The sequence below is a fragment of the Corynebacterium sp. HMSC071B10 genome (genome assembly GCF_001814825.1).
In the GTDB taxonomy this organism is placed as follows: domain Bacteria; phylum Actinomycetota; class Actinomycetes; order Mycobacteriales; family Mycobacteriaceae; genus Corynebacterium.
In genome coordinates this window covers 335-14,246 of sequence record NZ_KV818028.1, presented here as the reverse complement: position 1 = coordinate 14,246, position 13,912 = coordinate 335, and the positions used below count along the sequence as shown (strand labels likewise).

The 13,912-nt window shown below is 66.3% G+C and carries 11 protein-coding genes; 2 read left to right on the top strand and 9 right to left on the bottom strand.

The window, feature by feature from the left end:
* Nucleotides 1-31 precede the first annotated feature (31 nt).
* The 6 genes from HMPREF2990_RS11930 to HMPREF2990_RS11905 all read right to left on the bottom strand — a co-directional run bounded on the left by HMPREF2990_RS11930 (nucleotide 32) and on the right by HMPREF2990_RS11905 (nucleotide 7,977).
* The gene (locus tag HMPREF2990_RS11930) at nucleotides 32-1,528 is read right to left on the bottom strand and encodes a cell wall-binding repeat 2 family protein (RefSeq protein ID WP_070764829.1); all 1,497 of its coding nucleotides are present in this window, start codon (nucleotides 1,526-1,528) and stop codon (nucleotides 32-34) included.
* Nucleotides 1,529-1,659: 131 nt separating this feature from the next.
* On the bottom strand, nucleotides 1,660-2,676 hold the full coding sequence (locus HMPREF2990_RS11925; RefSeq protein ID WP_070764828.1) for a 3-isopropylmalate dehydrogenase: 1,017 nt from the start codon (nucleotides 2,674-2,676) through the stop codon (nucleotides 1,660-1,662).
* Between the two features lie 111 nt (nucleotides 2,677-2,787).
* Nucleotides 2,788-4,371 (bottom strand): phosphoglycerate dehydrogenase, encoded by a 1,584-nt coding sequence (gene serA / locus HMPREF2990_RS11920; protein ID WP_070764827.1) that lies wholly within the window; start codon nucleotides 4,369-4,371, stop codon nucleotides 2,788-2,790.
* Between the two features lie 86 nt (nucleotides 4,372-4,457).
* Nucleotides 4,458-5,312 carry a hypothetical protein gene (locus tag HMPREF2990_RS11915; RefSeq protein WP_070764826.1) on the bottom strand — a complete coding sequence of 285 codons (855 nt, stop codon included), beginning with the start codon at nucleotides 5,310-5,312 and terminating at the stop codon, nucleotides 4,458-4,460.
* Nucleotides 5,302-7,059 carry a DUF262 domain-containing protein gene (locus HMPREF2990_RS11910; protein ID WP_070764825.1) on the bottom strand — a complete coding sequence of 586 codons (1,758 nt, stop codon included), beginning with the start codon at nucleotides 7,057-7,059 and terminating at the stop codon, nucleotides 5,302-5,304. The genes HMPREF2990_RS11915 and HMPREF2990_RS11910 overlap by 11 nt, the downstream gene beginning before the upstream one ends.
* Before the next feature lie 21 nt (nucleotides 7,060-7,080).
* The gene (locus tag HMPREF2990_RS11905; RefSeq protein ID WP_070764824.1) at nucleotides 7,081-7,977 is read right to left on the bottom strand and encodes a cation diffusion facilitator family transporter; all 897 of its coding nucleotides are present in this window, start codon (nucleotides 7,975-7,977) and stop codon (nucleotides 7,081-7,083) included.
* A gap of 131 nt (nucleotides 7,978-8,108) precedes the next feature.
* On the opposite strand from HMPREF2990_RS11905, the gene HMPREF2990_RS11900 reads away from it, so the two are divergent.
* Complete coding sequence (locus HMPREF2990_RS11900; RefSeq protein ID WP_070764823.1) at nucleotides 8,109-8,615, top strand: hypothetical protein; 507 nt, start codon at nucleotides 8,109-8,111, stop codon at nucleotides 8,613-8,615.
* A 71-nt stretch (nucleotides 8,616-8,686) separates the two neighbouring features.
* Here the strand turns inward: HMPREF2990_RS11900 and ilvC are convergent, their stop codons facing one another.
* From ilvC to HMPREF2990_RS11885, 3 genes are all read right to left on the bottom strand, one after another.
* Complete coding sequence (ilvC, locus tag HMPREF2990_RS11895; RefSeq protein ID WP_070764822.1) at nucleotides 8,687-9,700, bottom strand: ketol-acid reductoisomerase; 1,014 nt, start codon at nucleotides 9,698-9,700, stop codon at nucleotides 8,687-8,689.
* Nucleotides 9,701-9,801: 101 nt separating this feature from the next.
* Nucleotides 9,802-10,323 (bottom strand): acetolactate synthase small subunit, encoded by a 522-nt coding sequence (gene ilvN / locus HMPREF2990_RS11890; protein WP_070764821.1) that lies wholly within the window; start codon nucleotides 10,321-10,323, stop codon nucleotides 9,802-9,804.
* The gene (locus HMPREF2990_RS11885; protein ID WP_246817560.1) at nucleotides 10,324-12,132 is read right to left on the bottom strand and encodes an acetolactate synthase large subunit; all 1,809 of its coding nucleotides are present in this window, start codon (nucleotides 12,130-12,132) and stop codon (nucleotides 10,324-10,326) included.
* Nucleotides 12,133-12,499: 367 nt separating this feature from the next.
* Here HMPREF2990_RS11885 and HMPREF2990_RS11880 point away from each other — a divergent pair, with 367 nt between their 5' ends.
* Entirely contained in the window at nucleotides 12,500-13,879 is a 1,380-nt protein-coding gene (locus tag HMPREF2990_RS11880) for a mechanosensitive ion channel family protein (RefSeq protein WP_070764819.1), read from the top strand.
* The last annotated feature ends 33 nt before the right edge of the window (nucleotides 13,880-13,912 follow it).

Here is a 13,912-nt window from a genome sequence, read left to right as displayed (position 1 = left end):
TAGCGTGAGATGACGCACAAATGTGGGTGTTTCATTGGTAGCTCACAAACCAGGGGCGCGGCGAGACGTCGTTGAAGGTCTGCTCCGGGCTAAACGTCGGCTCGTCCTCGTCGATGAAGTTCTTCCAGGCCATGTAGAAGCCCGGGTCGAGGTCCTTGCGCAGCAGGTTCCAGGTCTCAAACTTCTGCCCCGGCGTGCCGTGCCCGTCGGCGTGCAGGACGTAGGCCAGCTCGTCGTGGTCGGTGCGGATGTTCTCGCGGTCGGGGAACATCCCGAGCTGGAACTGGTGCAGCACGAACGCCTTCTGCGGCAGGTTGTGCTCGCGGGTAAACGCGGCCAGCCAGTCCGCCACCACGTTGATTTCCTCCGCGGTCGCTGACCCGACGCGCGAGAGCGGCTCCTCGCCCGGATTGAGCTTCCACTCCGCATCCAGCGCGAGCCCAACGTTGGGCCGCTTGAGCAGCTCCTCGTACAGCCTGACCTGGTGCAGGAAGTCGCCCTGGCCCGGCTGCAGGTCGATGACCGCGTAGCCGCCGGCCTCGGTAATGGCGTCGATGTACGGCACGACCTCTGCCGGGTCGGCCTCGTTGGAGTAGTCGCCGTCCTCGCCCGGCGAGTTCGACGCCACGGTCACGATGATCTCGAAGGCGGGGATCACGGGCTCGTCGGCAAGCGGGTGGTACTTCTCCGCATACTCCTTCGCCAGCGCGGCGGCCTCCGCCGGCGGCTGCTCGCCCATGATACCCAGCTCGGGCGCGAACGCGTGCCCGTACAGCGCGATCATGCGCCGACCCGGGAAGACCAGCCCACCGCCGCCGGGCAGCTCGCCGTTGGCTGCCAGCTCGATGCGCGAGCGGAAATCCTCGGTCGTGCCCCACTGCCGTCCGAGCGCGAGCGTGTCCTGCTCGGCCACGGTGCGCATGCTTGTCGACGTCGCCCGCGGATCCGGTGCCGCAACCACCTCAATCTCGGCACCTGCCGCTCGTGCCGTCGCCGCCGCGGCCCGGGAGGTCTGCGGGCTCGCCAGCATCGGCGGAAGCTGCCTGTCTTGGGCATTCGGTGCGTCGAGCGCGGCGATCGACTCGGCATCTTGCTCCGGCGCGGGGCTGTCCACCGGCGCGACCTCGTCTGCCTCCGCGTCCTCGCCGGGCACCTCGATCACGGTCTCGGCACCCAGGCGAGTGATCTCCTCGTCGACGGCCGCATCCGTGTTCGGCCAGCGCGTGAGCAGCGGGACGCCGCGCTCCACCGCGATGCCTGCGGCGCGGAGCTGGTCCTCGCGCTTGGGTCCCGCCACCACGACGGTGTCGGCGGCGTCGAAAAGCAGCTTGGAGACCTCCACGCCGGTGCCGTCCGCGTCCGCGATGACCTCAGAACCGTCGGTGGCAAGCCGCGCCTGCTCGCCCGCAGCCTCCGGAGAACCCGACACCTGCTGGAACGCGCCGGTAAGGCCGAGCACGGTCATCACGAGTGCGGCGATCAACGCGCAGGCGCTGACGACCCTGGCGCGGGAGGTCTGCAATCGCATACTGACGGGCACCTTTCTCTACGGTCACATGATTTTCACAATTCTACGGCCCCGCCGCCGCTGCAGGGCGATCCGCCTGCACTAAAAACGGGAAAAGCCCCGCACGGGGCGGGGCATGCGCATGCAAGCGGCTACTGCAGCGCGGCGACGATCCGGTCGCCGACCTCGGTCGTGGACACCGGGCCGTCGCCACGCGCGGCGACGTCGGCCTCGACGGCCTGCTCGATGCGCGCGGCGTTGTCCTCGTCGCCAAGGAAGCGCAGCATCATGGCCACCGACAGGATCATCGCGGTCGGGTCGGCGATCCCCTGCCCAGCGATATCCGGCGCGGAACCGTGCACCGGCTCGAACATGGAGGGGAACTCGCCCGCGGCGTTGATGTTGCCGGAGCAGGCCTGGCCCACGCCGCCGGTGACCGCGCCGGCGAGGTCGGTGAGGATGTCGCCGAAGAGGTTGTCGGTGACGATCACGTCGTAGCGGGCCGGGTCGTCGACCATGTAGATCGTCGCGGCGTCGATGTGGTTGTAATCCACCTCCACCTCCGGGAACTCCTGCGCCAGCTCGTCCACCACGCGCTGCCACAGGCCACCGGCGTTGACCAGCACGTTCGTCTTGTGCACGAGCGTGAGTTTCTTGCGGCGCGTCATGGCCAGCTCGAAGGCGTAGCGCACCACGCGCTCGGCACCGAAGTAGGTGTTCTGGCTGACCTCGGAGGCCACCTCGTGCACCGTGCCCTGGCGCAGCGTGCCGCCGTTGCCCGCGTACAGGCCCTCGGTGCCCTCGCGCACGACTACGAAGTCGATCTCGCCGGGGTTGGCCAGCGGGCTCGTCGACGTCGGGTACAGGCGCGAGGGACGCAGGTTGACGTAGTGGTCCAGCTTGAAGCGCAGCGGCAGCAGCAGGCCGCGCTCGAGCACACCGGCGGGCACGTTCGCCGGGTCGCCGATCGCGCCGAGCAGGATCGCGTCGTGTGCCTTCAGGCTGTCCAGGTCGGCGTCGGTAAGCAGCTCGCCGTTGCGCAGGTAGCGGCGCGCACCGAGGTCGTAGTCGGTGGTTTCCACGTCGTCGCGCACCGCGGAGAGCACCTTCAAGCCTTCGGCCATGACTTCGGTGCCGATGCCGTCGCCGCCAATCACTGCGATCTTCATTTTTGAGATTCCTTTCTCACCTGATGGACTTGTCTGTGAGTGTAGCAGCCCACGCAGGCAAAAGTGTGCCCCCGCACCATGTTGTCGGTGCGGGGGCGAAATCGCGCGGGGTTAGTCCAGGACCACCTGCAGCGCAGACGCGCCGAGTGCCTCGGCGATCTCGTCCACGAGCGCGTCCGGCACCTCGGACTCAACGCGCAGGATCAGGATCGCGCCGTCACCCTTCTCGGCCTGCGTCAGTGCCGCGGCCTCGATGTTGATGCCCTGAGCACCGAGCTTGGAGCCCACCGTGCCCAGCGCGCCCGGTGCATCGGTGTAGCGGAAGAACAGGTTGCGACCCTCGGCGCGCATGTCCAGACCGCGGCCGTTGATGCGCACAATCTTCTCCACGCCCTCCAGGCCGGTCAGCGCGCCGACGACGGTGACCGTCTCGCCGGTGCTGGAGACGATCTGCACCTCGAGCGCGCTGCGGTGCGCACGCGCCTCGGTCTGCGTCTCCACCGAGTAGGTCAGCCCGCGGGACTCGGCGATCTGCGGCGCGTTGACAAAGGTGACCGGCTCATCCACGATGCCGGAGAACAGCCCGCGCACCGCAGACAGGCCGAGCGAGTCGATCTGCTCGGTCGACAGCTCGCCGCGTGCGGTGACCTTGAGGGAGACCGGTGCCTCGTCGAGCAGCTCGCCGGCGATCAGGCCGAGCTTGCGGGCCAGGTCCAGCCAGCGGGCTACCTCTTCGCCGACGCGGCCGCCGGTGATGTTGACCGCGTCTGCGACGAACTCGCCCGCCAGCGCCTTGAGCACCGAGTCGGCGACGTCGGTGCCGGCGCGGTCCTGCGCCTCCACGGTGGACGCGCCGAGGTGCGGGGTCACCACGACCTCGTCCAGGGCGAACAGCGGCGAGTCGGTGCACGGCTCGGAAGCGTAGACGTCGAAGCCGGCGCCGCGGATGGGGCCGTTCACGATGGCGTCGGCAAGCGCCTGCTCATCCACCAGCCCACCGCGGGCGGCGTTGATGAGGATCTGGCCCTCCTTGGCCTTCGACAGCAGGTCCGCGTTGAACATGCCCGCGGTTTCCTTCGTCTTCGGCAGGTGGATGGTGACGAAGTCAGCGCGGCCCATGAGCTCCTCCAGCTCGACGAGCTCCACGCCGAGCTGCGCCGCGCGGGCGGGGTTAGCGTAGGGGTCGTACGCGATGACGTTCGTCTCAAACGCGCTCAGGCGCTGCGCGAACAGCTGCCCAATGTGGCCGAAGCCGACAATGCCCACGGTCTTGCCATAGATCTCCACGCCCTTAAAGGAGGAGCGCTTCCACTCGGCGTTGCGCAGCGTCGCGTCCGCGGCCGGGATCTGGCGCGCGGTGGCCAGCAGCAGCGCGATCGCGTGCTCACAGGCGGAGTGGATGTTCGAGGTCGGGGCGTTCGCGACCATCACGCCGCGCTCGGTGGCGGCGGGGATGTCCACGTTGTCCAGGCCCACGCCCGCGCGCCCGATGATCTTCAGGTTCTTCGCGGCCGCGATGACCTCGGCGTCGACGGTCGTTGCGGAGCGCACGAGCAGCGCGTCAGCCTCCGGGACCGCAGCGAGGAGCTCCTCGCGGTTCGGCCCGTCGACCCAGCGCACCTCGACTGCGTCTCCGAGCGCTTCGACGGTGGATTGGGACAGTTTGTCAGCGATCAGCACGACCGGTTTGGACACTGGAATCGACTCCTGTGCATTTCAATATCTCAATAGGTACGCGCGCCATTCTAGCCCGAATAGACCCCGCTGTCTGCAATTCTCGGCTAATAATTTTCTTCCGCCTGCATAATACGCTGCGGAATATCGATCGCCCGGCCAAACTGCGTGCCCAGCAGCACCAGCGGCGCGTCCGCCAGCCCGGCCATCGCGAGCAGTGTGCTTTCCGACGCCCGCGGATCCGGATCATCCACATACGCCACCGCCGCCCCGTACGCCCGCGCATTCGCGATCGAGGCGATCGAAGTCTCCCCCGTCGCCACCACCTGCGGCGCCATGTCTGCGTCGCGCCGCGAGTGCACCGGGAAGGGCTGCGCCTTCGCGTTCGGCTTGACCACCGGCTGCGCCCACGACGCGTTCAGCCAGGTCGGTTGCGTTGTATTGAGCTCCGCCACGGCGCGCTGCGCCCGCGCCGGATTCTGCACCGCGCGCTCCCGGAAGCGCACCGACGTCATTTTCCCCAGCGCCTCGAGCCCGCCCGGGTCGCGGTTCACTCTCACTTCACCGGAGAGCGGCGCAATGGGCACGTCACCGACCGTGAGCACCGTGTGCGCCTTGAGGCGCTCGGTTTCCTGGATCACCTGAGCGTGGTGCTGCGCGTCGTAGACAAGCATCGGCGCGTGCGCGTAGGCGGCTATCGACGCCGCGCGTAACTGCGCCTCCACCGTCTGATCACTCACCACGAGTGTCTCCGAGCTAACGAAGAAGTACTCGGAGCTGACCAGCCCGTTCGTGTCGTCGAGGACGACCGGGCGGTCGTCGAAAGACGTGGCGACGTGGCGCGACTGGTTCGCGGTACGCGCCTTCTCCAGCGGGGACTGCTCGACCTCCTCCGCGCAACCGCCGAGCGCCAGCGCACACGCGCACAGCGCGGCGGCGATGCCGCGAAACCTATTCTGCATCTCGCACGTCGCGCTCGACAGCCTTGTCCAGTGCGTACTCGATGATGCCGACGAAGTGCTCGCGCCGGAAGTTGATAAAGCCCTCCCAGTCGGAATTGAGCAGGTCGGCCGGGCGGATCTCGTGGCCGCGGAGCATCGCGTCGAACTCCGCGTCGTCCATCAGCGACTTCGACTGCAGGCGCGGCAGGTAGCGCTTCGGCTCGTTGTTCTCCATGACTACGTCGGTGCGTCGGCCCATCGGCGTGCGGTTGAGCACAGAATCAGCCAACTGCTCGTCAGCCCCCGCGGCCAGGCAGAACTCGCGCGGGAAAACCGTGTGGAAACGCGGTAGCAACTCGCCAATCGTCTCGCGCGTAAACGGCTTGCCGGTGCGCCAATCCAGCGCACCGCGGGCCATCAACAGCGCGTACAGGCCGCGGTAGACGCCGCTTTCCGCAGTCGCCGTGTGCAGCCGGGATTCGGCAAAGCTCGCGTCCGTGACCGTGCGCGGGACAGCTTCCGTCTCTCCTCGCACCCAAGGTGTGACCTGGGTGACGTCCAGGCCTGCGCGAATCGACGGCGCGTGCGCCCCGTAGAGCTCGCCGAACACACCAGACCAGAACCAGCGGTTGAGACGATCCTTCGCCTCCTGCTGCTCCAGCACCGCCGGATCCTCGGCAAGGCGGGCCAGGATCGTGGCCAGCGGCACAATCTGGGCCGAGTACGGCACCTGGTCGACGCCCAAAATGCAACGCTCCGCCAAAAACTCCGCGGCGGCAACAAAGGCGTCGGTAAGTTCCTCGGCGTGGTCGAGGTACTGCGAAAGCGAGATGTTCAAGATGTCGCCCCGGTGCCCCACCGCGTGGCCCTCCCTGCTGGTGAGCAGGAGCGACAGGGCACGCAGGTACTCAATCCGGCCGATGTTATCCAGCGCCGGGTACTCGCGCAGCCGCGCCTCCTGGGCTGCGAAGTGCTCGCTGAGCTTAAACTCCGGGTCCTCCGAGGCGAACACGGCCGTGAGCAGCTCGAAGACGTCCATCTGCACGCCCGCGGAGTTCGCGTGCGCAAAAATCTGGCCGACCCCGATCTGCGAAGTCTCGCGGTCGATGCGAATCACCGGCACATCATAGGCCGGCAGCCAGCGCAGCACGCTGTGCTGGAAGGCCTTGACCGCCTCCCGCATCCCCGGGTCCTCCGACTCCGCGGCCAGGTCGATGAGCAGGTCTGCGCCTTCCTTCCAGAGCAGCGTCGAGATCGGCACCACGCCGTGGGTGAGCATGTCGGCACGCGAGGTGATCCCGCCGTCGATCTGCGGGCCGAAGTGCGAGCGCACCTGCCCGTCCAAGTCCACGGCGAAGACGGACTCCACCGGCATCGGGTCTGCCGACACCGCCGCGCGCACGTCGACAAAGAAGCGGCGCTCGATGCGCCGGCCGAGGTAATCAAGCGAAGGGATGACCCCGTCGCCCTTGAAGGCGTGGTAGAGGGAGGTGAGGCGCTGCTGCCCGTCGAGAAGCAACAGCCCCGGCTCACGGTCGCCCGGGCGCAAACCCTCGAGCGGGCGCGGGCGGAAGCGCATCGGTGCGTTCCGGGTATCGAGCGCGAGGAAGGATCCGACCGGGTATCCGCGCAGTACGGAGGTCACGAGTGTGCGGACGCGGTCGACGTCCCAAATGTATTCGCGTTGGAAATCGGGCAGCTGCAGCTCGCCGCGCTCGGCGCGGGCGAAGAGGTCTTTTAAGGAGTAGCTCGGCGTGGTAAATCCCATGGCCCCAACACTAGAACAGAATCAGCAAACCGTCTCGTGGGATTCGTGCTCCGGCTGCTCGATCTGGATGGTGGAGTGCTCAATGCCGTGTTCGCGCAGGGCGTGCTGGGCCGCATCCAGCAGCGGGCCGGTGCCGACGGTGCCGTCGCGGACAATGTGCACGGTCGCCAGCACGCTGACGCCGTCCAGACTCCACAGGTGCAGGTCGTGAATGTCGGCGACGCCGTCGACCTGCCGAAGCGCGGGCTCTACCACGCTGACGTCGAAGCCCTCTGGGACCTGCTCGAGCAGCACGCTCGCCGACAGCCGCATGAGCTGCCACGCACGCGGCAGCACCATCGCCGCAATCACCAGGGAAGCGATCACGTCCGCCGCCACGAACCCGGTGGTCAGCACCACGATGCCGGCCACGATCACCGCCACCGAGCCAAGCATATCCACCAGCACGTGCAAAAACGCGCCCTCAACGTTGATCGACGACTCGCGGTGCCGGTTCAGCACCCACGCCGACGCCGCGTTCGCCACCAGGCCAATTACCGCGATGACCAGCATCGTTGTGCCCTGCACCTCAGCCGGGCTCTGCAGGCGGCGCACCGCCTCGACGACAATCCACACCGAGATCGCCAACACCATCACCGCGTTCGCCAGCGCCGCAAGCACCTCCACCCGCCGGTAGCCGTACGTAGCCTGGGCCGATGCTTGTCGACGCCCAACCAACACCGCAATCACCGCAATGATCAACCCTGCGGCGTCGGAAAGCATGTGCATCGCATCGGCCATCAGCGCCATCGAGCCAGCCAACCAGCCGCCGACCAGCTCCGCGAAGAACACGGTGCCGGTAATCGTCAGCGCGATCGCAAGTGCGCGCAGCGGCGTGCTGGAGTGGTCGTGGTCGTGGTGGTGATGCTCGTGTGCCATGTCTTTAGCGTACGACCCGCAACCGTTATTGACAATTAAATGAAAACGGGTACCAGCGGGCGGATTCGGGCACGCTCGGGCGGCTTTTGTTACGGTGGGAGGTTGAATTACTCGAGCGAAAGGACACGCTTATGACCACTTCCCAGCCGAACCCCAACCGCGACGCACACGAGACCGACGAGACCAAGGTAATGCCCGCGACTGCCGCAGGCTCCACCGCCGTGCCAGCCGATGAGACCGAAGCTGCCGCAGGTGGCAACGGCGGCGGCTGGTGGAAGTGGCTGCTGGGCATCCTGGTCGCGCTGCTGCTCGTCTGGCTGCTGCTCGGCCTGTTCAATGGCGGCAGCGACGACGAGGGCGACGCGGCAGTGACCGAGACCTCCACCGTCGCCACCGAGACCAGCCAGGAGACCGTCACGGTGGGTGCCACCGAAGGCGCTGAGGGCACAGCAGGCGCAGCCGAGGAAGGCGAGACCGCTGAAGCACCGGCTGCGACTGAGGACGCAGATCTGACCGAGCAGGCCGGCGACGCAGCCGCCACCGCCACCGAGCAGGCTGGCGAGGCGCTCGAGGACGCCACCGACGCGGTCGGCGACGCGGCAAGTGACGCAGCTGAGGCAGTCACCGGCGAGAACTAAAACGCCACATACACACAGCGGCCGCCGCGAGGAAGGTTCCTCGCGGCGGCCGCTTTCTTGCGTAAAAAGACTTACGCGGTCTCGTTGAGCGGGTTCTTCACCCAGCTCATCATGTCGCGCAGCTGTGCACCGGTCTTCTCAATCGGGTGCTCCGCAACCTTGGCGCGCAGGCCCTCGAGCTCCTTGTTGCCGCCTTCGACGTTGGCGACCAGGCGCTTGGTGAACTCGCCGGATTGGATGTCCTTGAGGATGTCGCGCATGCGGTCCTTGGCACCCTCGTCGATCACGCGCGGGCCGGAGAGGTAGCCGCCGAACTCCGCAGTGTCGGACACGGAGTAGTTCATGTTGGCGATGCCGCCCTCGTAGATCAGGTCGACGATCAGCTTCATCTCGTGCAGGCACTCGAAGTAGGCCATCTCCGGCTCGTAGCCAGCCTCGACGAGGACCTCGAAGCCCTTCATGATCAGGTCTTCCAGGCCACCGCAGAGCACTGCCTGCTCGCCGAAGAGGTCGGTGACGGTCTCGGCCTCGAAGGTGGTCGGGATAACGCCGGCGCGGGCACCACCGATGGCGGCCGCGTAGGACAGGGCCAGGTCGCGGCCGTTGCCCTGCGGGTCCTGCTCGATGGCGATCAGGCAGGGCACGCCCTTGCCGTCGACGTAGGTGCGGCGGACCAGGTGACCCGGGCCCTTCGGCGCGACCATGCCGATGGTGACGGTGTCGGCCGGCTCGATCAGCTTGAAGTGGATGTTCAGACCGTGGCCGAAGAACAGCGCGTCGCCGTCCTTCAGGTTCGGCTCGATGTCGTTGCGGAAGATCTCGGCCTGGGAGGTGTCCGGGGCCAGCAACATGATCACGTCGGCCCATGCGGCAGCCTCGGCGTTGGTCTTAACCTCAAAGCCGGCTTCCTTCGCCTTCGCCGCGGACTTGGAGCCCTCGCGCAGGCCGACGACGACCTCTACGCCGGACTCGCGCAGGTTCTGCGCGTGGGCGTGGCCCTGGGAGCCATAACCGATGACGGCAACCTTCTTGCCCTGGATGATGGACAGGTCTGCGTCGTTGTCGTAAAACACGTCAATAGCCATGAGTGGAACACTCACCTTTCCTATTCTATGAGACAGCTATTTCATATTATGGCACAAGTGCCGTGGGTTGTGGGGAAAACGCGGCGTCGAAAAGCGATTGCTTAGTTCTTCGACGGAGCCATCGTCTTCGGCCCGCGATTGAGCGCGAGGTTGCCGGAGCGCGCCAGCTCCTTGATGCCGAACGTATCCATGAGCTCGAGGAACGCCTTGAGCTTGTCGGAGGAACCGGTGGCCTCGATAACCACCGACTCCGGCGAGACGTCCACAATGCGGGCGCGGAAAATATTCGCCGCGTCCACCACCTGCGGGCGGTTCTGGTTCGTCGTGGCGACCTTCACCAGAAGCAGCTGGCGCGCGATCATCGAGTCGTCCTCCAGGCGCAGCACCTTGATCACCTGGATCAGCTTGTGCAGCTGCTTGGTGATCTGCTCGATGGCGTACTCGGTGGCGTCCACCACGATGGTCAGGCGGTTAATCCCCTCGGTCTCCGTCTTCGCGGATACCAGCGAGACCAGGTTGTAGCCGCGGCGCGTAAACAGCGCCGTCACGCGGGTGATAATGCCGTCGACATCCTGCACCAGCACCGAAAGCGTATTGCGGGTAATGGGTTCTTGCTGTGGCATTTACTTTTCCTCCTGTGCGGGCTGGTTGTCGAGCGCGTCGATGGTTTCGCTAATCGCCTCCGGGGTCTCGCCCGCAGATTCTTCCATGTCGAAGAACGGGCGCATGCCGAGTGCGTACTGCATGTCCGAGTTGGAGGCACCGGCCGCGATCATCGGCCACACCTGCGCGTTCTCGCCGACGATGAACTCGACGACGACCGGGCGATCATTGATCTCGCGCGCCTTCTTAATCGCGGGCACGACCTCTTCCTCCTTCGTCACGCGGATCGCCTCCGCGCCGAGCGCCTCAGACAGCTTGACGAAGTCCGGCACGTAGACCTCCTCCCCACCGAGCTTGGTGTGGGAGTAGTGGCCGTCGTAAAACAGCGTCTGCCACTGGCGCACCATGCCGAGGTTGCCGTTATTAATCAGCGCGACCTTGATCGGGAAGCCCTCCATCGCGGCGGTGGTCAGCTCCTGGTTGGTCATCTGGAAGCAGCCGTCGCCGTCAATCGCCCAGACCTCCTTGTCCGGGCAGCCGGCCTTCGCGCCGAGCGCCGCCGGGACGGAGAAGCCCATGGTGCCCAGACCGCCGGAGTTGATCCAGTGCCGCGGCTTGTCAAAGTCCAGGAACTGCGCCGACCACATCTGGTGCTGGCCCACGCCCGAGACGTAGATCGCGTCCTGCCCCACCGTCTTCGACAGCGTCTCAATGACGAACTGCGGCGAAAGCTTGCCGTCAGGCTGCGGGTCGTAGCCGCGGGGGAAGCGCTCTTTGAGCGAGTTCAAGCGCGCGAGCCAGTTGCTTATCGACGGCGGCGCATTCCTCTTCTCGTCCCTAAATGCCTCCGTCAACTGCGCCAGGACTCGCTTGGCGTCGCCGACGATCGGCACGTCCGCCTCGCGGATCTTGCCGACCTCCGCCGGGTCGATATCAGCGTGGATCGTCTTCGCGTGCGGGGCGAACGTGGAGGTATCGCCGGTGACGCGGTCGTCGAAACGCGTGCCGATCGCGATGAGCAGGTCGGACTCCTGCAGCGCGCCGACCGCAGGCACCGAGCCGTGCATGCCCGGCATACCCATGTAGAGCGGGTGCGACTGCGGGAACGCACCGAGCGCCATCAAGGTGGTCACCACCGGCACGCCGGTGCGCTCGGCGAACGCGAGCAGCTCCTCGTGCGCGCCAGCCTTGACCACGCCACCGCCGATGTAGAGCACCGGGCGCTTCGACGCCGCGACCATCTTCGCCGCCTGCGCGATCTGGCGGTTGTGCGGCTTCACGTTCGGCTTATAGCCGGGCAGATCAACCTCCGGCGGCCAGGAAAACTCGAACTCCGCGGCCTGGACGTCCTTCGGGATGTCCACCAGCACCGGGCCCGGGCGACCCGTGGTGGCCAGGTGGTGCGCCGCGGCGATCGCGCGCGGGATGTCCTCGACGTCGGTGACCATGACGTTGTGCTTCGTAATCGGCATGGTGATGCCGCGAATATCGGCCTCCTGGAAGGCGTCGGTACCGATCAGCGGCGAGCCGACCTGGCCCGTGATCGCGATCATCGGCACCGAGTCCAGGTAGGCATCTGCGATCGCGGTGACCAGGTTGGTCGCGCCCGGACCGGAGGTGGCCAGGCAGACGCCGACCTCGCCGGAGGCCACGGCGTAGCCTTCGGCCGCGTGGCCTGCGCCCTGCTCGTGGCGCACGAGGACGTGGCGTAGCTTCTTGGCAGCAAAGAGGGCGTCGTAAAGCGGGAGCACCGCACCACCCGGCAACCCGAACACGACCCGGGTTCCTAGTTCCTCGAGGCTCCGCACTACCGCGTCCGCGCCTGTCATGCGTTCCGGCGCGATCGGTTGCGAGTTCTTTGTCGGGGGCTCCTGTGAGGCTGCCACGATTCCAAGCTCCTTGGGTGAAAAATGTCGGTCAGAAGGTCGATCAAAACAAAAGCCCCCGAATCAGCACGGTGTGTGCTGTCGAGGGCGCTTGTTGTTTCAGCGGCGTAGAAAAACGAACCCGCTACGGCAAGCGCCGCGTGGGAATTCGTACTACTAGTCGCTGGTTGATCATGTGGCTTACCTTACACAACCTCGCAGTCGTGAGGGGCAATTTCACTGATTAAAATTCACATCCCACTCTTTGGTGCGTTTTGGCAGGGTTTTCACGGCGTGCTTCGGCGGCAGCAGGACTACACTCGACTGCACTATGCCCTTCAAGTACATCCTCATCGAGTTGTGGCACTGGATCGCCGAAACCGGCATCAACCTCGCACTTCTGTGCGCTGCCGCGCTGCTCGTGCCCCGCACGGGCAGGTTCATCAACCGCTACTTCGAGCGCCAAGTCGCGCGTGCTGGGTCCGCCGATGAAGGCAAAACGCGCCTCGCGCTCGTCGGCGCGGGCGTCTACATCGGCGAGATCATCGCCTACTTCCTCCTCCTGCTCTTCGCCCTGCAGCAGATTGGGTTCTCACTCGCCGGGGCGGCGATCCCCGCCACCGTGGTCTCGGCCGCGATCGGTTTCGGTGCGCAGAACATCATCGCGGACTTCCTCGCCGGCTTCTTCATCCTCACGGAGAAGCAGTACGGCGTCGGCGACTACGTCACCTTCCAAGGCAACGGCGTCGACGTTTCCGGCGACGTGATCCAGCTGACTATGCGCGCCACCCAGATCCGCACGATCGAGCAGGCGACGATCTCCATCCCCAACTCCACCGCGCGCGTGTGCATCAACCAGTCCAATAGCTGGTCGAACGCGCTGGTGGTCATCCCCGTGCCGCTGCTCGGTTCCTCCTCCGCCGAAGAGGTAGTTGCCCGCTCCGAGCGCGCCACCCGCAAGGCGCTCGCCGCCCCGGAGATCGCGCCGAAAGTGCAGGCAGACCTCCAGGTCCACCCGGCCGTGGACATTCACCCGCCCGCCACCGTCGGCTCGCCGTGGACCGTGGACATGCGCTTCATGGTCAAGGTCGAGCCCTTGAGCCAGTGGATGATCGAGCGCGCCATCCGCCTGGCCATCCTCAACGAGTTCTGGGAGGAATACGGCTCCGCCGCGACTATCGACGGCACACTCTCCCCCTCCCCCGCCGACCCCGAAGCCACGGCGGTGGCCCCGGCCGTACACCACAGCCCCAACCCGGAGGAAGACCCCGCCGCCGAACCCCCGACGCGAATCTTGGAACCCGAGGATGATGAAGACACCGAGTCCTCCAGCCCGAAAGGCCTCCTCGACGGGCTCATGCGAGTGTCCACCTTTGCCCTGCTCGTGGTGTTCGCAGTGCTGCTGCTCATCCGCGGCTTCATGGTCCAGCCCGGCGAGGAGAGCGAGGCGAACAGTGGGTTCCTCGCGCCACCGGCCCGCTCCAGCACTTCCGTCACGGAGTCCGCCGTCGCGCCAACCTACGTGCCCGAGGAGCCCACCTACGCCACCGAGCCCACGTACTCCAGCGAGGTGACAACGCAGTTTTCCACGCCTTCTCCGACGTCCACCACCGTCCCGACGACGGAGGTGCCACCCTCCACCGAGGTGACTCCGCAGAGCGTAGAGACCCAGCCCACCGAGTCTGCCGCCGAAAACACCGAACCCTATTAGACACACGTTTTGGGCCTCCGGTTCCCTTTCGGG

Coding starts and splice junctions, on each gene's coding strand:
- HMPREF2990_RS11930 (WP_070764829.1), bottom strand. CDS start 1,528: ATGCGATTGCAGACCTCCCGCGCCAGGGTCGTCAGCGCCTGCGCGTTG.
- HMPREF2990_RS11880 (WP_070764819.1), top strand. CDS start 12,500: ATGCCCTTCAAGTACATCCTCATCGAGTTGTGGCACTGGATCGCCGAA.
- ilvN (WP_070764821.1), bottom strand. CDS start 10,323: ATGCCACAGCAAGAACCCATTACCCGCAATACGCTTTCGGTGCTGGTG.
- ilvC (WP_070764822.1), bottom strand. CDS start 9,700: ATGGCTATTGACGTGTTTTACGACAACGACGCAGACCTGTCCATCATC.
- HMPREF2990_RS11910 (WP_070764825.1), bottom strand. CDS start 7,059: ATGGGATTTACCACGCCGAGCTACTCCTTAAAAGACCTCTTCGCCCGC.
- HMPREF2990_RS11885 (WP_246817560.1), bottom strand. CDS start 12,132: ATGACAGGCGCGGACGCGGTAGTGCGGAGCCTCGAGGAACTAGGAACC.
- HMPREF2990_RS11900 (WP_070764823.1), top strand. CDS start 8,109: ATGACCACTTCCCAGCCGAACCCCAACCGCGACGCACACGAGACCGAC.
- HMPREF2990_RS11915 (WP_070764826.1), bottom strand. CDS start 5,312: ATGCAGAATAGGTTTCGCGGCATCGCCGCCGCGCTGTGCGCGTGTGCG.
- HMPREF2990_RS11905 (WP_070764824.1), bottom strand. CDS start 7,977: ATGGCACACGAGCATCACCACCACGACCACGACCACTCCAGCACGCCG.
- HMPREF2990_RS11925 (WP_070764828.1), bottom strand. CDS start 2,676: ATGAAGATCGCAGTGATTGGCGGCGACGGCATCGGCACCGAAGTCATG.